Source organism: Mucilaginibacter sp. SMC90 (assembly GCF_022811725.1).
In the GTDB taxonomy this organism is placed as follows: Bacteria; Bacteroidota; Bacteroidia; order Sphingobacteriales; family Sphingobacteriaceae; genus Mucilaginibacter.
This window is the reverse complement of sequence record NZ_CP094527.1, coordinates 2,072,523-2,096,304: the sequence shown is the minus strand read 5'-3', so window position 1 is coordinate 2,096,304 and position 23,782 is coordinate 2,072,523. Positions and strand designations below refer to the sequence as shown.

Below are 23,782 nucleotides of genomic sequence, written 5' to 3'. Positions count from 1 at the left end.
TTTACTGATTAAAATTTCACGTTAACACCCAGGTTAATAATTCGCTGTTGCGGATAAAACTGGCCGCTGCCGCTGATTCCTTCCGGGTCATAATCTTTCACTTTGCTAATGGTGAACAGGTTAAACGCGCTTGCGTACACCCTTAAGCCACCAAGCTTAATTTTTGAAAGGAACGGTGAATTGAAGTTATAACCTAACTGCACATTCTTTAACCTCAGGAATGATGCATCATTAAGCCAAAAGGTGTTGTTATATAAACCACCACTAATAGCGTTTGAAGCACGGTCGGTTACCCTTGGATAGCTGCCGTTTGTGTTTGAAGCGCTAAACCGGTTATCGGCCCAGCTACTGTAAAAGTTACCTACGCTACCGGCCTCTGGTAATACATATTGGCTAACCTGGGCCTGGCCTGCAAACAGCACCGATAAATCAAATCCTTTGTAGGCAGCATTAAGGTTAAATCCGTAGGTGATTTGTGGGATGTTGCCGTATTTTGTACGGGTTTGGTCGTCGGCAGTGATTTGTCCGTCTTTATTATAATCGAGGTATTTCAGGTCGCCTACTTTTGCTCCGGTTACGTGCGGATAGGCATCAAGATCGGCCTGGGTGCGGAAAATACCGATGGCATCGTAAAGCAGTGATGTACCTAATGGCAACCCGGTTTGACGCTGATAATCTAAAGTACCGCTTGCTTCATCAATAAAGATGATCTTGCTTTTAGCATAAGTAATGTTACCGCTTACGCCCCAGCTAAATTCACGACCTGTATGGTTATAACTTAAAGTTGCTTCAAAACCCTTACTGTTTACTTTACCTATATTTTCTGAAGGTACTAAAGGAGTATATGTTGCAGAACCATCATTGAAAGGGTTCACGATACCTGAAGATCCCGGAAGCGAAGCGCTTCTGTTTGTTAGGATATCAGATCGTTTTTGCTGGAAATAAATAGCCTCAATAGTGAAGTTGTGCAGAAAAGTGGCATTGATACCAATATCCAGTTTTTTAGCAACTTCCCAGGTGATGTTAGGATTGGCAAGCTTTACAAGATTAACGTTTGGCTGTGCAGTGTTTGAACCGCTTCCTGGTGCAGTTGCCACCAAGCCATTATTAACCAAAACATAATTGTCAAAATACTGGAAACCACTCACGTTGTCGTTACCTAACGAACCATATGAAGCCCTTATCTTTAAGTCGTCAAAAAAGTTAACGCTGTTTTTAAACCAGTCTTCTTTTGAAACTCTCCAACCTACCGATGCAGAAGGGAAATAGCCCCATTGTTTTCCCGGAGGGAAAATTGAGCTGCCGTCAGCACGAAACTGGCCTTCAAATAAATACTTCTCATCGTAAGCATAAGCCAAACGGCTGATCACGCTTCGGCGGTTATAGTTTGAACTGTAACCTGAGTTAAGATAATCGGTTGCCGCACCGCCACCTTGTGAAAGTTCAGGTAATTGCGATGACAAGTAGTTGAAGCGTGTTGCATCAAAATATTCAAGATGGTTTTTGCTTTGCTCATAGCCAACAAATGCATTAATATCGTGTAAACCATACTTGCGTACAAAATTCAACTTAATGTTTGAGGTAATAAGCGATTGGTTATTCTGCGATTCAAACAGCGTTGCCTTGTTATTGTTACCACCAACAATTACAGGTGTATATACATCTGTAGTGGCGCTGTAACTATAAAGATTATATGGTTTGCTGAAGTTTTTATCAAAGGTATTAGACTTATCTACCGAAAAGAAGCCATCTAATGAAAGGCCTTCGATACCCGGAATGGAGTAACTGCCTCTCAAAATACCATTGAAAACTTGTGTTGGATTATTGTTGGTACCGCCCAAATCAGTTACCTGTACTGCAGGGTTATTGTTTTCGATACCTGTTGTTGGGTCTCCGTTAGGATAATACGCTGCAACAATAGGCTTTGCCCTGTACACAGAACGGAACAGATCACCAGCACCTGTTACCGGAAACTGTCTGTCTTCCTGACGGCCAGATAATGATAAACCAACTTTTAAACGTTTGGTAACATTAGCATCAATGTTTGAGCGGAAATTGTACTGGTGATATTTGGTAACACCACTTTTGTAAATACCGTCCTGGTATAATGTACCTAACGACACAAAGTATTTTACATCTTCGCTACCACCGTTAACTGAAAGGCTATGCTGGTTTTGCAGAGCAGAGCCTTTAAGGGTTTGTTTTTCCCAGTCAGTATTCGGATAGTTTAACGGGTCTGATCCGTCTTTAAATTTCTGGATCTGATCAGCAGTATATGCCTGGTTCGGGCCACCATTCGGGTTCGAATCAAGGTTGATCTCGTTCATGATCTGGGCGTAAGTTGCTGCATCGGCCATTTTTGGCAAACGGGTAGGAGAAGCAAAGCCCTGGTTAAAGCTGTAATTGATAGTTGGCTTACCTGTTTTACCACGTTTGGTGGTGATGAGGATAACACCGTTTGCTGCACGGTTACCGTAAATAGCAGCAGATGCATCCTTTAATACCGACATGCTTTCGATATCGTTAGGGTCAAGCCTTTCCAAACCACCTATCTGACCAGGAATACCGTCAACAACGATCAATACGTTGTTGCTGCCTGTTGTAGCCAAACCACGTACGGTGATATTTGAACCGTCATAACCAGGCTCACCGCTACGGTTGTTAACAATAACGCCCGAGAAACGGCCGGCTATTGAGTTAGATAAGTTGGGCTGAGGACTTTTCACCAGCTCTGCACCTTTTACCTGGGATATTGACCCCGTTAAAGTTGCTTTTTTCTGGGTACCGTAACCTACAACAACCACCTCGTTCAATGATTTTGAATCGGCTGTTAATTGTACGTTGATAGTAGTTTGTCCATTCAGAATAACCTCCTGGGCTGTGTAACCAATGTAGCTAAACACCAGCGTACCTGATGAGGCATTGGGAACGTTAAGGCTAAACTTACCGTTAATATCGGTAACTACACCTGTTGATGTTCCTTTTAAAGCTACACTTACACCTGGCAATGTTTCGCCTTTTTCGTCGGTAACTTTACCGGTTATTCTGGCATCAGGTAAGCGCTGCTCGTTAATGGTACCCGCAAAAGCCATTACCGGCATCTGGACTGTAGCGAAACAAGCAACGGCCATGCTGGCCGCAACGACGAAAAAGCGGGGTGACCTTTTCCGATGAGGAGAATCCTTTTCGAGTAAATTTGGTTTCATATGGTTATTAAAATTGGTTTTTAAATTGGTTTAACCTTACGGTTGCGGGCCGCACAAATCAGGAAAGCAGATTTGGTATCGATAACTACCGCCTCCTTTTCCCCGGTAACTTTTATGTGCAGTACAAAAGTTTGGTTTAAACCTTGGTTATTGGTAGGGCTAAATTGCGTTTTAAAGCAAAAAAAGAGTGAGGGGTAAATTCTGATTATGACAGGGGGTATTTGATAAAAAACCTTCAAAAACAGTGATTTTGAGGCTTTTTGGAGAGGGGGTAAATTAATACTTGCAAGGGGGACAAAAAACATATCAACACATTTACCTACTCCGCTATCAGTTTGCCCGTACTCACTATCGCCGCATTACGAAACGAGGCCGAATTATAACAAAAGCTAATAAGCTTTTACATTATGACAAAGCAAAAAAGCCGGTCATGCAGCAAAAGTGCAGACCGGGAGAGTAAGCTATCGGATAATAAACAATTAATTTTCCCTGATCACGTCGCGGTTCACGTTGTAGTTATTGTGAAAGGGCTTACGATATTTTTTGATATAGTCTGACGGATTTATCCCAAACAGTTTATTGAACTGCTCCCTGAAGTATTTCAAATCATTTAAACCCACTTTATACGCTGTTTCATAAACAGTGCTGTCTGTTGTGAGCAAGATTTCGGCAGCCTTACGCAAGCGGATAAAACGGATGAAACTGTTTGCCGATTGCCCCGAAATGGATTTGATGCGCTTATATAAATTAGAGTGGCTCATGCCTATTTCGGCAGCAAGCGTTTTAATACTGAAATCAGGATCGGTCAAATGCTGCTCAACTATCTGCAGGCATTTTTCTAAAAACTCCTTATACTCCTGCGAAATTTTCAGGTCGTTGGATTTATTAAGCGTTATTTCATTATAGAAATACTTTTGCAGATTGTTCCTGCTTTTCAGGATACCGTTTACACGGGCCACCAGAATCTCTTTTTCAAAAGGTTTACTGATATAATCGTCGGCCCCGCCCTCAATGCCTTTAAGTTTTATTTCGGGCGACGAACTGGCAGTAAGCAATATCACCGGGATGTGGTTTAAAACAGGGTCCTCCTTAATGCGGCTGCACACCTCAATACCGCTTAAACCCTGCATCATCACATCGCTTATCACAATATCGGGCACCAGGTGATAAGCAAGTTCAAGACCATCGGTACCATTATCGGCCTCAAAAATTTCAAATTCGCCACTAAATATCTGTTTTAGATAGGTGCGGATCTGCTGGTTATCATCAATCAGCAGCATAGTTTTAGTATCAGAGCTTAACCCCTCCGGACTCTTAGCTGTTACCGTATTCACTGCTTCAACTGCTACCAGTTCGCCTTTGTTTTCCATCAGCTCATCCAGGAATACCGATGTTTCGGCAACATCTTCAAAAACAAACTGCTGCCCAAAATGCTCCCTGCCTTTTAGCAGCGACACATGAAACACCGTACCCTGCCCCTGCTGACTGGTATAACTGATATTTCCCTTATGGTTTTCAATAAATGCTTTAACAAGATAAAGCCCGATACCAAAACCGCCCGCCAATGGCGCCGAGTTTTGTAACTGATAAAACTTGCCAAATAGCTGATCGCCGGTACCCTCGGCTATACCACAGCCGCTATCTTTAATTTCGATGGTAACTTTATCATTTAGATCGGTTATGGTACAACTCACCAAACCATATTCGGGAGTAAATTTCAATGCATTCGAGATCAGGTTAAATAAGGCGATTTCCATTTTTTCCCTGTCGGCATAAATTTCAATCGCATCTTTTTCGCTAATAAAATCAAACTGGATATGCTTTGTACGTGCCTGGTGGTTAAAACACAAAAACACCTCGTGGCAAAGCGATACGATATTAAGGCGTACAATTTTAAGCTTATCAGTATCACTTTCGGCTTTCCTGAAAAGCAGGAGCTGATCAACCAGGCTCAGCAAACGGCGCGCGTTCTTATAAATAATATGAAGGTTTCCGGCATCGTCGGTGGCTTCGCTTTTGCCAAACAACATATCTTTTACAGGGTTGATGATAAGCGTTAAAGGTGTACGGAACTCATGCGAGATATTGGTAAAAAAGGAAAGTTTACGTTCATTAAGCTCCTTATCTTTTTCGGCCGAAAGCTGGGCCACTTTGATTTCATATTTGAGCCGGGTTTGGCGCGCCCTGTACAGCATATAGTAGTAGATAACAAAGCCGGCCGCCGCTATGTAAATTAAATAGGCCCACCATGTTTTATACCATGGCGGCAGGATCTTAACCTGTAATGTAGCATAATTATCAAACCATAAACCATCCTGGTTAGATGCTTTTACCTTAAACGTGTAAACGCCCGGCTCAAGATACCGGTAGGTGGCCAGGCGCTGATCGCCAACATAGTTCCAGGTTTTATCCAAACCATCCAATTTATAGGCAAAGCCGCCTTTATTTGGATAGGTATAGTTCAAAGAAGCATACTGAATTGAAAATACTGATTGATCGGGCCCAAGCGTGATCTGGCTGGTTTCGTTAATGGCCTGGGTTAAAACAGTGCGGTTTTTGTCCTGCTCGCCAACCTCAACCTGCTTACCAAATATCTGCAGACCGGTTATAATAACTTTAGGTTGATAATTGCTTTTATTTACTTTTCCCGGATCGAAGAAATTAAGCCCCTCTGTTCCTCCAAAATACATGAGGCTATTATCGGCATCAAACAAAACAGAGCCCGCGTTAAACTGCCCTGCCTGCAAACCGTCGGATTGATCGTAATTTAATATTTTACCGGTTGCAGGGTTAAGATTTGACAGGCCTTTGTTAGTGCTCATCCACAATGTACCGTCGGCAACTTCCTTAAAAGCAGAAACAGTATTATTGGCAAGGCCATTGGTTTCGTTGAATTTATTAAATGATTTGTTTTTAAGGTTGTACGCTATGAGGCCCTCCCCCTCTGTAGCTATCCACAAGCGGTGCTGTTTATCGGCATAAAGTGAAAATATCACCTGTCCCGGCAGGTTATTTTTTTCATCGGCGGGCTTAAAATACCTACTGAACTTTTTTTGCCGGGCATCATAAAAATCCAAACCGCCGCCGTAAGTACCTATCCACAGGTTACCCTGATCGTCTTCGGTAATGGCCCGCACATCATAAGCAGTAATACCGCTGTTGGCAGGGGTATAATTACTGAAAGTTTTAGTAGCCGGATCAAACAAGCTTAAACCGCCGCCGTTAGTGCCAACCCAAATATTTTTGCGGCTATCCTGGTAAATTACCCTGACATCGTTGCCCCCAAGGCTTTTATTATCATTGGCGTTATGCGCATATGACGTAAATGAGTCCGTTTTTTTGCTATAAAGCAGTAATCCTTTAGCATAGGTGCCAAACCAAACATTTCCGTCTTTATCGGTATAACCGTATAAAATAGCATTGTCTGTAATACTGCCGGCCCGGCCATCAGCCTTATATTGCTTAATAAGCGTACCGTTGGGACTTGTTTTAAATAGCCCCTCGCCATCAGTTCCAAGCCATAAAAAGCCGTCGCGGTCCTGGCACATGCCATAAAACCTTATCGGACTTTCCCCGCTTACTTCGTATTTCTTTTTAGTGATCAGCGAAAACTTTTCTTTAATGCTGCTGATCATATAGATACCATCGCCATAAGTTCCGGCCCAAACATTTTTATCCTTATCAATAAAAAGTGTTTGTACAGAGCGCTGGGTAAGATAAAAACCGTCGTCGCCGGTTACAGGCTGTAAAAAGTAATTAGCTGTATTAAAGTTTGGGTTAGAGCCTATATTAAGTTTAAAAAGCCCCCCATCCTGCAAGCCAACAAGCAATTGATCATCATTATCTTCATTAAGTGAAATATCCCTTTTGCTTTTAACACCAGGCTGATCGGTTTGCAGTAATGTAAATTTATTGGCCTGGCGGTTATAATAAACAAGCCCGCTGCCGGTTGCTATCCAGATGTTATGAAAATGATCTTCAAAAATATCATTTATCCTGGTGGCTGGCAGATTGGCTATCTGTGGCGTTAAACCTTCACTTTTGTTAATTACCCCGCCCTGATGCCTGAATATGTTTATACCACCCTCCTGCGTTCCTACCCACAGCAAGCCTTTCGAGTCTTCAAACAAGCAAATTACCCGGTTACTTGCCAAATGAGGTAAATTAACCTGGGTATAATTATTAAAGCTGGCGGTTTTGATATCGAAGTAAGAGAAACCCAGGTTATAAGATGTGATCCACAGGTTACCGTCATGGCTTTGTGTGATATTGCCAATGTCGCTTTTTACTGCCCTGTTTAGCTTTAGCTTGTAGTGCACAAATTTTTCGGTGCGGGTATCAAGCTTGCTTAAGCCATTGCGCGATGATGCCCAGATATTGCCATGTATATCGCACAAAACCTTCTGTACATAATTGCTGGCCAAAGCGGTTGAGTCGCCCGCGCGTGATTTAAAAACCTTAAAGCTTGTACCATCAAAACGGTTAAGCCCATCGTTAGTTGCAAACCACATAAAGCCTTTATCATCCTGCGTTATGCTGTTTACAATGCCGAATGAAAGACCATTTTTTAAAGAATAGTTGAGAATCTTATTTTTGATGGGCGACTGGGCATAGGCCGAAGAAATAATCAAAAAAAGAACAAAACAACAGAAGGATCCCTTTTTCATTAACAAATTGCAGGCTGTGAATTACACAAATAATTGGAAGATTAAAGCTACCTAATTAATTGTAAAATAAACAACAATATTGCAAAAATGTAAAATACCCGTTACAAAATATTATCTCGCCCTGGTTATTAAGAAATTATTGTCATAGCTGTGGCGGCGTTATTGTGCATCAGCTACTGTTAATAGCTTATAATGCGCCAACACTTCTTCAAAACAAATGGCGAGCCACCGGGTAAAATTATCCGGGTTTTCTTTCAAATCTGCAGCCAATTGCGCCATAGATATGTATTTGAACGATGATACCTCGTCGGCGGCAGGCACGGGTAAATTATCGGTAACACCAAAAAAAACATGATCGTACTCATTTTCGATAATGTCATCCTGAATGGCTGTGCAGTATATGAACGAAAAAACGAAATCAAGTTCACTTGTCATTCCCATTTCCTCCTGCAACCTGCGATGCGCCGCCCCAATAGTAGTTTCGCCGGGCCTTGGGTGGCTGCAGCAGCTGTTTGTCCATTTACCACCAGAGTGATATTTGCCATTGGCTCGCTGCTGTAATAGCAGTTCGCCTTTTTTATTGAATATAAAAACGGAAAAAGCGCGGTGCAGCCTGCCCTGAAAGTGCGCCTCCATTTTTTCCATAGTACCTGTTTCCTGATCATCGCGATCAACCAAAATCACGGTTTCTTCTATCTTCACTCGCTATATTTTTTGTTACTTTCCTGATGAGAAACGCTGATCCCCGGAATTTTGTGTTATTTCTTTTTATATTGAGGTTTAACCTCTTAATCTATGATCCTTCGTTCAACCTCTTTAACGTTGGGTAAAGGCTTCCCTGCTATTTCAAGTAATGTGGTTTCTATCATGAGGCACATAGCATTTAAAGCCAAATCATTGTCTTCTGTGCCAAAAGGTTCTTCAATTTCATCAGCAATTGCTTCAAACGCCACAAATGTATAAGCTATAAAAACCACAATAAGTGGCGTAAGCCAACCCAGGCTATCAACCAAACCAAAAGGCAGCATAAAGCAATACAGGTAAACAGTGCGGTGAAGCAATACCCGGTAGCTATACGGAATTGGTGTGGACGCGATGCGTTCGCAACCGCCTACAATGTCTGATATTTTATTGAAATTTTCTTCAAATGCAACCTGCACGATAGAATCAATTTTCCCTTGCCTTTTAATATTAAATACCCAGTTACCCAGTTCACTCAGGAGCATGATGGGTTTATATTTAGCTCCGTTTATGCGTGCAGCCAATTCTGCCGGCAGCCGCTGTTCCAGATCGGCCCTGGCATCTGTACCTCGAAGCTGATGTTTAAGACTGTATGTTAAAGCTATAAGCAATTGAATAAAATCTTGTGGCTCCTGGTTACCTGTTTGATAACCAGTGGTAGAGAGAGCCTGCCGCGCAAGCGAACGCGTATCATTTAACAAGGCGCCCCATAGTTTTCGGCCTTCCCAAAACCGATCATAACTGGCGTTATTCCTAAAGCCTAAAAACAAGGCGAGCGCCAAGCCAAACAAGGTAAACGGCGCAGGGTTTAATGGCACCTTGAACGAAAACAGAGAGCCATGCAGGTATACTATAATTACCGATAATACCAGCAACAAACCCAGGCGCGGCAGTAAACGCGGCAGTACAGAGCCATGCCAGATAAACAGCATCCTGAACCAATGCTCTTTCTTCCTGATAATCATGCTGCAAATTTCAGTTTTATTTTTCATAAAAAAACGGATTTCCCGTTCAGGGAAACCCGTTTAATAACTTTATTTCAATGCGCTGATATTTTCAGAACACAAGTTTAATTTACATCAAACCAAAGTTTAGTTGTGAGCGCATCAGCCCCTTGTGCAGCAACAGCCGACTGATAATTGGTTTTGTTTAAAGTTTGCTCCGTGCCAGGGTAAATAAATCTTACCGGTATTTTACCATTCAGGGTACCAGCAACTGCCGGCTGTAACTGCGGGTAATCAAGCCTGCGCCATTCAGTCCAGCCCTCAAGCCCCTGCCCAAAAAGGGCTAACCATTTTTGCTCGCCAATTGATTTTTTGTAATTAGAAGCATCGTATTTAACAGCCGGCTGCGCTATATAAGTCGCAATATCTGTTGAAGCAACGCTATATTGAGCCAATGCTGCTGTAACACCCTGCTGGTACAGCGAAGCCGCATCCTCGGTGCTAAAACCACGTGCAGCGGCCTCGGCCCTGTCAAACAAGCTTTCGGCATAACTCAAAATTACTGCCGGGGCATGTGGTGCCCTGAAATAAGTACCCGGTTTTGAGGTTTTGGTAAAACCATAATTGCTGGCATCGCCTACTAACAAACCATTTGGCAGGCCAATATACTTTTGAGGCGTTGCATCCTGCGTTTGAGCAGCGTATACCGTTAAGCGGGGGTCATTGAGCGCAAACAGCTTATCAACTATGGTTTTGCTGATGCGATAATCATCCCGGGTATCAAACAGGTTACTTACAGGGTTTTGATTAGGTGAATCCAAGTAAGTGAACTGGGCAGTTTCGGCATTTGAGCTGATGTATGAGCCACCCTCGGCCTGAATATCTGCCAGCACTTGTTTAGCTTTGGCCGGTTCCCTATCTGCAATGCGTAGGGCTATGCGAAGCCTTAAGGAGTTGGCAAACTTTTTCCATGACGTAATGCTGCCACTATATATCAAGTCGCCGGCAATGGTTTTACCCGAAGCATCAAGTGCTGCCTGGGCCGCTTTTAAATCATCGAGTAAAGCAAAATAAACGTCTTTTTGATTGTCATAAGCTGGAGTAAGATACTGGTCAATATTGCCTGCTTGTTTGTAGGGTACATTACCATACGAATCAGCAAGTAAGCTAAACGTCCACGAGCGAAGTATCAAAGCAACACCTTTATAATTTGGATTGGCCTGGGCATCGGCAAGTTTAATAAGCTCATTGAAATTCACGATGCCTTTTGAATAACCTGTAGACCAAAGTTCTTCAAAAGAACTGCTGGTAAAAATGTAACGGTCGGGATCAGTATATTGAATTTTAGACCAGTACTGCGCAAAAAGCAAACTGGCATCCATGTTATTGGCTACCCCCCAATAAGTATCAGAGGTGGCTTTGGTAGCTGCTGTAAGAAGGTAATCGGGCTGTGCAACCTCCGATCCGTTAGGATTTATATTTGTTTTGGCAAGTTCCTTTTTGCACGATGTTATGGATAATAAAACCGCGCCGGATAATATGGTTATATATTTAAGTTTCATGATGTTTTAAAATTTAAGGTTTACGTTAAAACCAATGTTGCGTACAGTTGGCAGGGTAAGATCTTCCAATCCCTGGCCATTACCTGCGTTAAAGGCCGTTTCCGGATCAATATTCGGAGCATTTTTGTGGATGATCCAAAGGTTACGGCCAACTACAGAAAATGTAGCACCCTGGAAACCTATTTTATTTACCCATTTAGCCGGTAAGGAATACCCCAGTTTCACCTCGCGAAGTTTGATGTAGGTAGCGTCATACACAAAAGCCTCATCAATATTGGTAAAGCCTTTATAGTATGATTGTGCCGGTATAATTGTGTTATTTGCCGATCCATCGGCCTTAACGCCTTTGAATATCATACCGTCGTTATACACAGTTGCACCCGCAGGGGCTGCGCCGGTTACCTGGACAGCAGGGTTCGATGTTTTATTATCAGGATAGTAATAGCTTAAGCCTCCGTTAGCAGCACCGCGGCCCGGTAAAGTTGAGGCCAATACCCCGGTGTATGTTCCGGTGCGGTTGGTGTTTGAGTAAATAGATCCGCCAAAACGTGCGTCGACCAAAAAGCTCAGGTTTATGCCCTTGTAGCTAAAGCTATTATTGATGCTCCCCATCCAGTTTGGTGTAAATTTACCCAGGTAACGTTTAGTTGCATCAAGTACCGGTATGCCGCTGGCGTCAATAATGATCTGTCCGGTAGCATTACGCTGATAAGCAGTTCCATAAAGTGCCCCGTAAGGCTGGCCAACTGCTGCCATTACCTGTACTGTCCGGTCGGACCCGATAGGAAGGGACTGCAAACGGCCTTCGGCATCAAGCGAAACTACCTTACTGCGGTTCAACGAATAATTGGTAGTAATATCCCAGGTAAAATCTTTTGATTTAATTGGTGTTATGCCCAATTGCACCTCAATACCTTTATTGTTAATACGCCCCCCATTGATAATTTTTTGGCTAAAACCGGTTGCCGAGCTAACCTGCACCGGAATTATCTGGTTAACGCTATTGGTATTGTATGCACTTACATCAAGATGAAGCCTATCCTGGAAAAAACCAAGTTCAAAACCGGCTTCTGCCGAAGTTGTGCTTTCCGGCTTCAATTTGTTATTGGCATCAATAGCCGGCAAACTTTGCTGCGGATTGGAACCTAAAAGGACACCTAAAGCAAATATGTTTCTTAACGAATAAGGATCAGTGGCCTTACCTACTTTTGACCAGCCACCTCTTAATTTAGCATAGGTAAGCACATCGCTTTTAATACCCAACGCTTCAGATAATATTAAACTTCCGTTTACTGATGGATAAAAGTATGACATGTTTTCGATTGGCAATGATGACGACCAGTCGTTACGTGCAGTTACGTTAACGAAGGCGTAGTTCCTGAATCCAACCTGTGCCGAGCCAAATACACTGTTAGTTTTAAGTTTATAATAATTATTTGTTGAAACCAGCGGATCGCGCGAATTACTCATGTTATACAGCCCCGGAATTGCAAGCTTAGGCGCTAACTGATCATTTTGTTCGATTGTTTTTACAGAGATGTTACCACCAACAAATGCATCGAGCGAGAAATCATTGTTCAGCTTTTTATTGTATTGCAACCTGCCTTCGGTGTTATTTTCATTTACATTATACGCATCTTCCTCATACGAGCCAAACGGAGTTCCGTTGGTACCGTACGCTACTTTGATCTTACGGCGATCGTTATAAAAATCAGTACCTGAGCGGAAATTTGCAGATAAGCCATCAACGATCTTATAATTCAACTCAACGCTTCCGATGAGGTGATTTTTGTGCTGGCCAACCGTGTTTTCATAAGCCAGCCAATAAGGGTTGCTGTAATAGCTGTTGTTCCAGTTAAAGGTGTTGCCATTGGCATCTTTATAATTTTTTAACTGACTGATATCAACCTGGCGGCCAAACCACGTAAACTGAAGCATGGTACTGGTTGCACGTTTTCCGTATGCACCAGGCAGGTTGTCGGCATCATCCTTAATATAATTAACCGTGGTATTTACCGTTAATTTAGAGTTGAAACGGTAGCTTGAATTTAAAGCGAATGAGTTACGTCCCTGCGATGTATTTGGAACGATGCCTGTTTGGTGCAGGTTATTATATGATACCCTGAAATCGCTTTTTTCATTACTGCCGGCAAACGCGATACCGTTATTCAACGTAACACCTGTATTAAAAAAGTCTCTTACATTATTGGGGTGCGCTACAAATGGAACAGCCTTGCCATTAGAGTTAAACTGAGGTATTAATGCACCATCCAGCGCCGGTCCCCAGCTTTCATCAACGCCATCATTTACGCCGCCGCCTTTACCATCAACATAGCTAAACTTCCCGTTCGAACCCTGACCATACTGGTTCTGATAATCGGGCAATACCTGCACACTTGCAAAACTGGTGTTTGAGTTTATGGTTATCCCAAGCCCTTTTGCCCCCTTACCGGTTTTGGTACGGATAAGCACAACACCGGCTGCAGCGCGTGAACCGTATAGGGCTGCCGCATTTGGCCCTTTCAATACACTTACCGACTCTATATCTTCCGAATTAAGATCAGAAAGTGCATTGGCAAAATCTCTTGAGCCATTAGTCCCTAAAAATTGAGTATTGTCAACAATAACCCCGTCAACCACAAACAAGGGCTGATTATCTTTATTTATAGAAGTTTCGCCACGGATGATGATGCGTGAGGAGCCCATATCACCCTGGCTGTTTGTAACCTGTACACCGGCAACTTTACCGGCAAGCGCGTTTACAAAATTGGTTTCCTTGGCTTCAGAAATATCCTTTGATTTTAATCCCTGTACTGAATAACCCAATGATTTTTTGTCCTTTGAGATATTGAGCGCCGTTATAACTACTTCATTTAATGAATTAGCGGCTTCAACCAACACAATATTTAACGTTGATGAATTTTGAGTAACCGGCACTTCCTGGGTTGTAAAGCCAATGTAACTTATCCTAAGCACATCATTTACATTGGCACTGATGGTAAACTTACCATCAACATTGGTTTGGGCACCTGTGGTTTTACCTTTAACAGATACGCTAACGCCCGGCAGCGGCAGCCCGTCAGATTTAGCGGTTACCACTCCGCTTATTTTAACAGATTGCGCAGCAACCGTTTGGGTGAGGATAAATGGCAATACAACTGCCAGCAATAACTTGTAAAGTTTTAACATGATAATTAATGTTTGTAATTAATTTTTGATGCCGATACAGATACTGAAACATGGCGATAGCCTTAGCAGGCAAAATTTGCCCGGCTCATAAACCAATTGTAACTGTAAAGAATTGATTAGGGGATGTTAGCTGTTTAACTACGGCAAGCTGCAGCAAGTCCGCATTTAAACACATCATGCAAGCTGTAAAAGATTAACAGCAACAACGCATGCTTTGCATATCAGGATAGATGGATTTACAGGTTGACAGGCTTACCGAAGCGAAATCATTTTTGTGTAAGGGGGTAGTTTTTGTTTTCATAAAAACGATATTAAATAAGTGCAGATAGATTCTCTTTTTATTGATGGCAAGCAGGCGTACCATCAGCATTTTTTAGTTAACAGATGCTGTTTTATTGTTTACCAAAGCATCCACAGCTTTTAGCATTGAGGCAAATTCCTGCTTATCGTATAAACGGGTCAGGTAAACAATTTTGCCATCGCGGTCGATAACCACATTACGCGTGACACCGCTTTTTTTATTGGCAAAGCGACCGAATATATCAGCACCGGGATCAAGGGCCAATGGGTAACTGATATGCATAACCTGGTGGAAGCCCTTTACTTTTTCAAGCGGCTCATCGCGGTCAACTCCTATTAAAACCAGTCCTTTATCTTTATAAGCCTGCCAGATCTCTTTTTCCAGATGCGGCATTTCCTCCCGGCATACGCTGCACCAGCTTGCGGTGAATTGCAGGACAACCACTTTACCACGTAATTGCTTCAGTGATGTTTTGGTACCATCGGTTAGTACAAGCTCAAAATCGGTGGGGGCCACGTCACCCGTCTTTACAATATAACCCCGATCTGCATTAGGGTCTGCAGTAGTTTTTGTTTGTGCAGCAGCAAGCAATGTTGTTATTGAAAGCGAGCAGGTAATAAGTAAATGTTTAATTTTCATTGCTATATACGTTAAATCAACTCAGTAATATTTCGATATTTTAAACAGCAAGAATAGAAGGGAGAAAAGAAGCAGATACAGCCCTGTATATACAGGACAATAATTTATTACATTATCTTTTCCACCCTATTTGGGCAGACAGGAATTAGCACCTTTATAACAATGGGCTTACAGGTTGCTAAGACATCACAGGGCCTTTCCCTCAGTCTTTCTTGATAATAAAATATTCAAAGAACCGTTTTGACAATGCAAATATATATAATTTCTACTAAAACCATAGACATTATATAATTATTGCAATAAAATGAATTAAGGCTGGCAAGTTTTGCAGTGTTATGTTAAGGTCAGGATTTTATTAAGTTAGAAAACATAGCTTAGGCCGCAGGAAAATCAAATAAGTGTACCGGCATCGGTTTATTGTCAATGCAATTAATTATACGCTGGTTAGATTATCTCTAAACCTTTTGAAACTATTCCTGTAAAAAAATAAAAGTCCCTGACGCTCGCCGCAGGGACCTTTAACCTAAACTTATTTGTAGATTAACTACCTTAAAGTAACTTAAAACAGGGTTGTATGGTTTTCAATTTTTTACAACCTGTAGTTGAGACGCGGCGGCTTAATGAAACACACTCGCAAAACTGTTTTCGGCAACTATTTTTTCAACTGTATTTTCCAATACATTATAGATGTTAGTATTTAAAAAGTTGCCTGAACTTATTCGCTTTACCCCGGCATCCTGTAATTTTTTAAAATCAGGAAGATCAGGCATACACATTACACTCACAGGAAGGGTAGACAAGGCTGTTATCTTTTCAATATCTGCTATTTGAGTTATGCAGGGAAAAAACAAACCATGCACGCCGGATCCCTGGTAAAGTTTAGTGCGGTTCAGGGCATCTTCAAGCGCATTGGGCAAACCAAGTAAAAATGAATCTGAACGTACATTTATAAATACTTCTACTCCTGCTTTAGCCAGTAGATCGGTAAGCTGCTTAAGCTTTGCGGCAAACTCATTTGCATCAGCGATACTCCTGTTGCCTTCAATTACAATTGAATCTTCGATGTTAATACCCGCCACTCCAATGCTATGCAAACGGATGATATTGTTGCAGATTTCTTCGGGCGTATTACCGTAACCAGCCTCAAGATCAACCGATAAAATAGCGGATGCTTTTGCAGCGATGTGTTTGACAACAAAAAAGTAGTCGTCAAAACTCATCTCCTCGCCATCGGCAAAACCTAATGTTGCGGCAACAGCAGCGCTTGATGTGCCAATTGCTTCAAAATTTAACTTATCATAAACCTGTGCGCTTTGCGCGTTCCATACATTGCCAATTTGAAAAAGTTCGGTTTTATGGTGCAGGGCCAAAAATTCTTTAAATCTATTTTTCATGATCGTATTTTAATTTATACCTCAAAAGTAGCGCTACTTTTTTCTCGAAAATTGTATAAAACGGAAGAGATTGAGGTGAAAGGTGAAAGGTGAAAGGTGAAACAACAATGGCAGGGTAAACCCGGCCATTGTTGTTTCTGAATTTAAATCAGGCTACGAGATTAGCCTCTGCTCCGAAGGCGTGATCGATGATAATTTTCCAGCTGCCGTCGGGTTCCTGTTTCATCAGCTCGATGCCCTTTGCAGCTACTTGTGTTTTCCCATTATCCGTTACGCTCCACTCCGACCGGCCTACGGCCACATCGCCCGATTGCAGGCAGTAAACGGTTTTAATTTCCATTACTCCGGGAACAGCGCAGATGCTTTTTACAGCTTCTTCAAACTGGGCCCTGCCTGATACTTCTTTTCCCGGTTCAGGAAAAATGATGCCGTTGGCATCATATACATTCATAACTACATTTACATCTTTGGTGTTAAAAGCTGCCGCAAGTACTGCGTGCACTTCCTGTGGTGTTTTTGCTGATTTCATTTTGTTGTATTTTTATTAACAGCAAAACTATATGGCTTAAATAGCCCAAAATTGTATAAAACGGAAGCGATATTAACTGCCTGCCAATACCTGGTTTATAGGCGATGCATGCGCGGCAAAAGAGTTGGGTGTAAAACCTGTAAAAAGTTTAAATTCTTTTATAAAGTGGGCCTGATCAAAATAACCGGCGCTATAGGCTACGTTGGTCAGCTTTTCTTCGTTAGCGCTTACCAGGTTAAGGCTATGCTGAAAGCGGTTTATCTTATAAAACAATTTTGGCGGCAAACCGGTGTACTGAGAAAAAAGGGTATTTAAATGCCTTGAGGAGATATTATAACGACTGGAAATGGAGAGGATATTATCGTCGCTGTAGTTCTTTTTAAGATTGCTGACGATATCCCCGATGAATTTGATCTTTGAATGTTTTTTTTCAGTAACAGATAAGCGGCTCCATAAATAATCTTCAATCATGACCACCTTTGTGTTCAGGTCGGCAGTTTCTAATAATTTTAAATAAAGCGTTCTCAATTTAGGGCCGAATACGTGCGTGGCATCAACAATTTCGTCATTAAATTCTGATACATTTTCGTCAAAGAAATAAGCCGCCGAATGCGGGTAGAAACGAAATCCAAGCATCGTATTTCTCCCTACCGACTGTATAGCCAATGGCTTGGTGATCTGCCCCCAAAGTTCAACAGGCGGAGTGGTAAAAAACTCGTCGCCTTTTTTTGATTTCCAGTTCCCAGCACCGAGGTTAAAGATCACTTCCATGGTTCCGCTCGGAAACACGATATCATCGTAGCTTCTGTCCGAATCGGATTCGTACAGGTAGAAGCACTTGATATAAGGCTGTAGCCTTGGGCCCGGAAGGATTTCTTTGAAAACCATTAATACAAATATAGGATACTACACAGCCTCCTGAATTGTAAAAAACGGAACAAAAAATAAAAAGCCGGCTTGCGAACTGCTAAGTAACCGTTTAAAAACGGGATAGATTTATTGACTACACATAAAGTTCACTGCCGTTGACTTTAGTCAACGGAATAATGATAGTAAAACAAACGGCTTTAGCCAAAATACCGCTCGGATATTGGGGCTAAAGCCGTTTTGTTAATTTCTTTAACCGTTGACTAAAGTCAACGGCAATGAATAAAGATTTAATCTTCAAATAGTTTCTAAGCAGATCCGTGTGGTAGTTTAAAGAACCTTACCGGTATCCGATAATCATGGTTTACTTTTTTACATGTACCGGTTTTATACCTTCATGCGTAGGCGTAACCTGTTTGATCAGTCCTTTATCATCAAATTCCATTTTATCGATACACACTTCACGGTTATATCCCGCAGCATCGCCCATGGTAATTCCCTTAGGATAGTTAAAGCGGTGGTAAACGATATACCATTCGTCGGTACCCGGGATTTGGATCACTGAATTATGACCTGTACCATAAATACCTTTGGCAGCATCTTTGGCAATAACCGTGTTTTGTTGAGGGATTTCGATTGGCCCCAAAGGAGATTTTGAAGTGCCGTAATGCACACTGTAATTAGGGCTGCGGGTATCATTTTCCGACCACATGAAGTAGTAGGTACCATTACGGTAAAACACGTAGGTACCTTCGTTATAATGAGCATACGGCGTTAGGATTTTAGTGGTGCCCGGCTTCAACGAAACCATATCATCGTTTAATTCGGCTACGGCCATATAACCATTGCCCCAGTACAGATAGTTTTTACCTGTTTGCGGATCTGCAAAAACATCCGCATCGATCTGTTGCCCACCTTTAACACCTTCTGGTAGTTGTGCTACCAAAGGTTTACCCGAGTCGGTGAACGGCCCAGCAGGGTCATTTGCGGTTGCAACCCCTATTTTTTGCGCAGCAGCAAAATAATAGAAGTATTTATACTCGTTGCCAATCTTTTTTTCGATGATGCAAGGTGCCCAGGCATTCTTTTTCGCCCAGCTCACATCCTGCGGCAAATCAAGGATCTTACCCTCATCTTTCCAGTTTACCATATCATCCGAAAAAAACGCCTTAAAATATTTGCCCGACCAACCGTCAAAACCATCGCTGGTTGGATAGATGTAAAATTTGCCTGTTTTTTCGGCATACAAGATCTCCGGATCAGCATAATATCCTGCTATAGCCGGGTTATGGGTTTCCTGAGCGGTAACCTCAAAAACCTGCGCTCTTTTACCTGCTATGGTCACTGAATATTTAACCGCCCCTTTCGTAAAATCCTGCGGCTTTGCAGGGCTGATAGTAACGCCAGGAAACAAAGTAAAACGAGGATCAAACGATTTTAAGTCAGTACCCGGTTTTACAGGCAGGTGAACCTTACCGGCTGCGGTATCCAAAACGATATTGATGGTTTTTATCTGCTTGTTAATGGGAGAAAGTATCACATCTTCGGGTGTTTCCCATTTGGCTGTCAACGCGGCCGTTTCTTTTGAAGTTATTGGCATTACCGTGCCATGGCGCGGGTGAAAATTCATAGATACCTCGTCATCGATCAGTTTAAAATTTTCAAGATCGGTTGTCCTGGTAAACTGGTATTTACCTTGGGTATACATATCATACATCAAAATATACCCGCTGCCGTCGTTTAATTTGAAAGTACCCGCCCCTTCTACCGGGTCCTTGGTTTGTTGTACATACTTATCGCGCAATACATATCCCGAGGTTAGTTTATCCGATACAGCTATTTTTATACCCGCTCCCGATCCTTCTGTTTTAAAGAACAGGTAATATTTATTGTTTTTATAAACGATATCCCCATCGATACAGGCGCCGCCATCTGGCTTAAAGAAAAGCTGTTTAGGCTCAGTTTCCAGGCCTGTAAAATCCTTATTGGCATAAGCATAATAGATTTTATCAGCCTCTTCGCCAAAACGCATCGACCAATAGATCATATATTTTTTAGCCTGCGGATCATAAATAGTTTGCGGGGCCCATACCCTGTTTACACCCGCAAATTTTTCATAAAGTTTGGTGATATCAATTGTTTTTGAGGTCCAGTGAACCAGGTCGGTTGATTTTAGCAACACCATCGAATAATCCGGCCCCCAGCCGTATTTTTCGGTGTTCATATCAGTTGCCACCATGTAAAAAGTTTTACCGTCGGCAGTACGCATAATATGAGGATCGCGTACGCCTCCTGTAATACTGATATCAGCCGAGTTTAAAACAGGGCGGTTGTTATTCAACGCGCGGAAATGATAACCATCGTTGCTAAGGGCAAAACGAATTTCTTCTCCGCCTTTTCCACCTGTAAAATAAGTAAAGAGGTAGGCACTATATTTTTGCTGCGACTGCGCTATAGCCGCTGTATATAAGCCAACTAAAACGCCCAGTAAAACTATTTTCTTCATGTATAATTGGTTTGTCTTTTTCAAATGTTCAGGATAATTATTTGCTCTTTTTCGCATTTGCACTGCTAATTCTTACTACGGTCAACGAATGAGCAGGTACAGTGAAAACCCACCTTTTTCGCAGTTTTATTACGGAGGATTGTGGAAGAATGGCTTGCGTATTGTCGGGCGAGTTTTTCACTTCCGGCTTTCCTGTAATTACAGTAAGCGTCGCGGATTTAGGCAGTTGACCAATTTTTGACAGATCGGCTTCTCCCGAAAGCTCGGTATTGCCCGCATTAGCTATTTTCAGGATGATATCCCCGGTTGTAGAATCGCTTACAACTGATGTGCCCGCCGTAGTGTCAATTGTTGCTTTCTCGCCTTTCAGCTTTATTATACCTGGCAAATACTCATTGCCTGAATTAGCGGAAAACTGCTGCTGAACATAATAGTTTACCGTTGGGAAAACCTTAGTGCCATTAAAATATATCAGGTTCGGGTTCCATGAAGTATGACCTATCCTGGCGATAAGCGGAGCGTATGACGCCATCCTTACAACATCACCATTACGCTCTAAATTGGTCATGTATACAGCTTCTGCCAGGGCATTGAACAAGGTATTGCTCCACGAAGCATATTCGCCTATATATACTTTTGATCTTAGCCTGTTATATGAATCATAACGCGCGGTATTTTTTAAAAACCACTGCGATTTTTCATAATAATGTTCATCAACAATACCAACCGAAAGCTGATCGGCCAGTTTCCATCCCTTATCAAAATCTTCCCCGTTAGGGCTTGGCCCAACAGTACCGATGATCTTAATTTCGGGATGGGCCTTGTGCACAGCATCATAGATCATCCGGAAACGTTCTTCAAATACACCGGTGATCTTATCTTCATTACCTATACCAAGGTATTCCAAATTGAAAGGTGCAGGATGTCCTGCCGCGGCACGTTTTGCACCCCATGTAGAGGTGGCCGGTCCGTTGGCATATTCAATGAGGTCAAGCACATCCTGTACATAGGCGCTCATTTCTTCCATAGGGATGCCCTTTTGCCCGGTGCCGCCTATTTTCCAGGTGCCGCCCGAATTTTGACAGCTCACGCCTGCCGCAAGCACAGGTACCGGCTTTGCGCCTATATCCTCACAAAACTGAAAATATTCAAAATATCCCAAGCCTACCGACTGATGATAATTCCAGATATTACGTTGTTCTACACGTTGCTCAACCGGGCCGATGGTATTTTTCCAACGGTAAATATTGGCAATACCATCACCGTGAGTAAGGCAGCCGCCAGGGAAACGCATAAACTTTGGCTTTATATCGGCAATAACCTGCGCCAGATCGGCCCGTAATCCATTTTGATGATTTTTAAACGTTTCCTCAGGAAACAAAGACACCATATCAATGCCAACTTTCCCTTTTGCCTTGATCAACAATACCAGTTTGGCGCTGTCATTATCAAAATTCACGTGAATCTGTTCGGCATATTTTTTCCAGCCTTTATTGGCTGTTGTAAATGAGGAAGAGCCTAATTCTTTACCCTTCCGGTCAATAAGAGCCACTTTTACAGGCAAAGATTGCCTCGACAATACATTCAAAAAAACCGAAAAATTATAGTTTTTACCTGCCTTAACGGGGATACCATCAAACCCTGAATTTTCAAGCCCTACCCCTTTTTGCCCTTCATCCTGAATATCAAGCAAAATATAATGCGGGTTATTGGGATGAACAGGAGCAGCAGTCTCAACCGAAATGGTACCATAACCAAAACCATCGGTCTCATATTTCCAGGCAGTCATCGAATTCCAGTCGCGGTTATCTGCCGGGCTATATTCAAACGATCGGTTTTGAATAAGTTCGGCATAAAGCCCTCCATCAGCAGCATAACTTAAGTCTTCAAAAAAGATCCCGAAAAGATCAGGACTGATCTTTTTTGGTTTTGCCGCATTTGCTTTTTGCTGGGCAGAGGCTCCCAACCAGGTAAATGCCAACATTAACACCAGCGTTGTGTAGCGCATTTTTCTCATCATAACAGGTTATAAGGTTAATTGAACTTTTGTACTCCTTTGGTGCTCACCTTTTTGATATTACCATCCGCGTCAAAATTTAAACTGTCAAGGCACAGTTGCCTCAACACAAATGATTCCTTTTGCGGAAAAATGCGGTGATATAAAATATAGCGTTGTCTTTTTTCAACAAAGGTGGTGTGGTGACCGGGGCCAATCACGATGCTATCGGCAGAAGTATTTAATATAACCCTGTGCTCATCTTCCTGGAAAGGGCCAAGCGGGCCCGCACCTTTCGCGTAACCTACCTGGTAGGTGGCATCAATCGCTTTACCTTCCGAAAACATGAGGTAATAGATTTGATTGCGTTTAACCATATGTGCACCTTCAAAAAAATGCGGGGTGGTGATGTCTTTTGGTGCTCCGTCAAACGAAACCATATCATTCTTCAGCTTTACGGCCATGCAATGCCCGTTGATCCATTTATAGCCCGATCCCCAATACAGGTATACACTGCCATCAGTATCAATAAAGCAATCAGGATCGATATTATGCACGTTGGGGTAATCGGTAGATTTAACCATAGGTGTATTGTCACTCTTTAAGTTTTTCCAGGGACCAAGCGGTGTATTGCTCACGCCTCCCCAAACCTCGCCCCCTACGGCTACATACATGTAAAACTTATTATCTTTTCCTTTTACTACCGATGGCGCCCAAACCATTTCGTTAAGAGCCGTTGGACTGGTACAGGCTTGTTTGGTAGGCCAATTGATGTGGTGCCGCGTAAACTTGATAAAATCCGTAGTTTCCAGCACGGCCAGTTCCTTATCGCCCCAGGGATCAATTGTGGCATAAATGAAAAAATGGCCCTTATCTTTTACAATAGTTGGATCGGCAAAGTATCCGCCGGTTATTGGATTGGGGATCATTTGCTTCTGCGCACGCGAAACTGTGCCAGCCAAAACAAGGATAAAAAGGAGAAACAGGCGCTTGGTCATATTGGTGAAATAAAAACACTTCAATATTAAGTGTTATTTTAACAATTAACTAATTTTTCATGATTTTATCTCAATTATTTTCCCTGTTTTTCTCTCAGAGACTGTTTAAAAACAATTGCTTTTAGATGTAGAGACGCATCACATGCGTCTCCTGCGTGCAATTTCCGACGGAATTAGAAGACTTTTGAATAGGCTTGTCCAACGGGAGACGCATGTGATGCGTCTCTACAAAAAACTTTCCAT

Annotated in this window: 13 protein-coding genes and 1 riboswitch; all 13 genes read right to left on the bottom strand. The window is 42.3% G+C overall.

The window, feature by feature from the left end; translation table 11 throughout:
- Nucleotides 1-8: 8 nt before the first annotated feature.
- On the bottom strand, nt 9-3,206 hold the full coding sequence (locus tag MTO98_RS08940; protein ID WP_243486308.1) for a TonB-dependent receptor: 3,198 nt from the start codon (nt 3,204-3,206) through the stop codon (nt 9-11).
- 479 nt (nt 3,207-3,685) lie between these two features.
- Nucleotides 3,686-7,873: a two-component regulator propeller domain-containing protein gene (locus tag MTO98_RS08935; RefSeq protein ID WP_243486307.1), complete on the bottom strand. Its 4,188-nt coding sequence runs from the start codon at nt 7,871-7,873 to the stop codon at nt 3,686-3,688.
- A 159-nt stretch (nt 7,874-8,032) separates the two neighbouring features.
- Entirely contained in the window at nt 8,033-8,575 is a 543-nt protein-coding gene (gene idi / locus MTO98_RS08930) for an isopentenyl-diphosphate Delta-isomerase (protein WP_243486306.1), read from the bottom strand.
- An 86-nt stretch (nt 8,576-8,661) separates the two neighbouring features.
- The gene (locus MTO98_RS08925) at nt 8,662-9,606 is read right to left on the bottom strand and encodes a bestrophin family protein (RefSeq protein WP_243486305.1); all 945 of its coding nucleotides are present in this window, start codon (nt 9,604-9,606) and stop codon (nt 8,662-8,664) included.
- Between the two features lie 77 nt (nt 9,607-9,683).
- Nucleotides 9,684-11,120 (bottom strand): SusD/RagB family nutrient-binding outer membrane lipoprotein, encoded by a 1,437-nt coding sequence (locus MTO98_RS08920; protein WP_243486304.1) that lies wholly within the window; start codon nt 11,118-11,120, stop codon nt 9,684-9,686.
- A gap of 6 nt (nt 11,121-11,126) precedes the next feature.
- The gene (locus MTO98_RS08915; protein ID WP_243486303.1) at nt 11,127-14,309 is read right to left on the bottom strand and encodes a SusC/RagA family TonB-linked outer membrane protein; all 3,183 of its coding nucleotides are present in this window, start codon (nt 14,307-14,309) and stop codon (nt 11,127-11,129) included.
- Nucleotides 14,310-14,682: 373 nt separating this feature from the next.
- Nucleotides 14,683-15,249, bottom strand: coding sequence for a TlpA disulfide reductase family protein (locus MTO98_RS08910; protein ID WP_243486302.1), 567 nt, complete (start codon nt 15,247-15,249; stop codon nt 14,683-14,685).
- A gap of 109 nt (nt 15,250-15,358) precedes the next feature.
- Nucleotides 15,359-15,471, bottom strand: a riboswitch (SAM riboswitch).
- Nucleotides 15,472-15,866: 395 nt separating this feature from the next.
- Complete coding sequence (locus MTO98_RS08905) at nt 15,867-16,643, bottom strand: isocitrate lyase/phosphoenolpyruvate mutase family protein (RefSeq protein WP_243486301.1); 777 nt, start codon at nt 16,641-16,643, stop codon at nt 15,867-15,869.
- A 148-nt stretch (nt 16,644-16,791) separates the two neighbouring features.
- Nucleotides 16,792-17,172 (bottom strand): nuclear transport factor 2 family protein, encoded by a 381-nt coding sequence (locus tag MTO98_RS08900; RefSeq protein WP_243486300.1) that lies wholly within the window; start codon nt 17,170-17,172, stop codon nt 16,792-16,794.
- Nucleotides 17,173-17,244: 72 nt separating this feature from the next.
- The gene (locus MTO98_RS08895; protein ID WP_243486299.1) at nt 17,245-18,060 is read right to left on the bottom strand and encodes an AraC family transcriptional regulator; all 816 of its coding nucleotides are present in this window, start codon (nt 18,058-18,060) and stop codon (nt 17,245-17,247) included.
- Between the two features lie 343 nt (nt 18,061-18,403).
- The gene (locus MTO98_RS08890; RefSeq protein ID WP_243486298.1) at nt 18,404-20,545 is read right to left on the bottom strand and encodes a family 43 glycosylhydrolase; all 2,142 of its coding nucleotides are present in this window, start codon (nt 20,543-20,545) and stop codon (nt 18,404-18,406) included.
- 37 nt (nt 20,546-20,582) lie between these two features.
- A complete protein-coding gene (locus MTO98_RS08885; protein WP_243486297.1) occupies nt 20,583-22,565 on the bottom strand; it encodes an alpha-L-arabinofuranosidase C-terminal domain-containing protein in 1,983 nt (660 codons plus the stop codon).
- A gap of 14 nt (nt 22,566-22,579) precedes the next feature.
- A complete protein-coding gene (locus MTO98_RS08880; RefSeq protein ID WP_243486296.1) occupies nt 22,580-23,539 on the bottom strand; it encodes a family 43 glycosylhydrolase in 960 nt (319 codons plus the stop codon).
- Nucleotides 23,540-23,782 lie beyond the last annotated feature (243 nt).

Coding starts and splice junctions, on each gene's coding strand:
- MTO98_RS08885 (WP_243486297.1), bottom strand. CDS start 22,565: ATGATGAGAAAAATGCGCTACACAACGCTGGTGTTAATGTTGGCATTT.
- MTO98_RS08905 (WP_243486301.1), bottom strand. CDS start 16,643: ATGAAAAATAGATTTAAAGAATTTTTGGCCCTGCACCATAAAACCGAA.
- MTO98_RS08900 (WP_243486300.1), bottom strand. CDS start 17,172: ATGAAATCAGCAAAAACACCACAGGAAGTGCACGCAGTACTTGCGGCA.
- MTO98_RS08925 (WP_243486305.1), bottom strand. CDS start 9,606: ATGAAAAATAAAACTGAAATTTGCAGCATGATTATCAGGAAGAAAGAG.
- MTO98_RS08940 (WP_243486308.1), bottom strand. CDS start 3,206: ATGAAACCAAATTTACTCGAAAAGGATTCTCCTCATCGGAAAAGGTCA.
- MTO98_RS08895 (WP_243486299.1), bottom strand. CDS start 18,060: ATGGTTTTCAAAGAAATCCTTCCGGGCCCAAGGCTACAGCCTTATATC.
- MTO98_RS08890 (WP_243486298.1), bottom strand. CDS start 20,545: ATGAAGAAAATAGTTTTACTGGGCGTTTTAGTTGGCTTATATACAGCG.
- MTO98_RS08880 (WP_243486296.1), bottom strand. CDS start 23,539: ATGACCAAGCGCCTGTTTCTCCTTTTTATCCTTGTTTTGGCTGGCACA.
- MTO98_RS08915 (WP_243486303.1), bottom strand. CDS start 14,309: ATGTTAAAACTTTACAAGTTATTGCTGGCAGTTGTATTGCCATTTATC.
- MTO98_RS08910 (WP_243486302.1), bottom strand. CDS start 15,249: ATGAAAATTAAACATTTACTTATTACCTGCTCGCTTTCAATAACAACA.
- MTO98_RS08935 (WP_243486307.1), bottom strand. CDS start 7,873: ATGAAAAAGGGATCCTTCTGTTGTTTTGTTCTTTTTTTGATTATTTCT.
- MTO98_RS08920 (WP_243486304.1), bottom strand. CDS start 11,120: ATGAAACTTAAATATATAACCATATTATCCGGCGCGGTTTTATTATCC.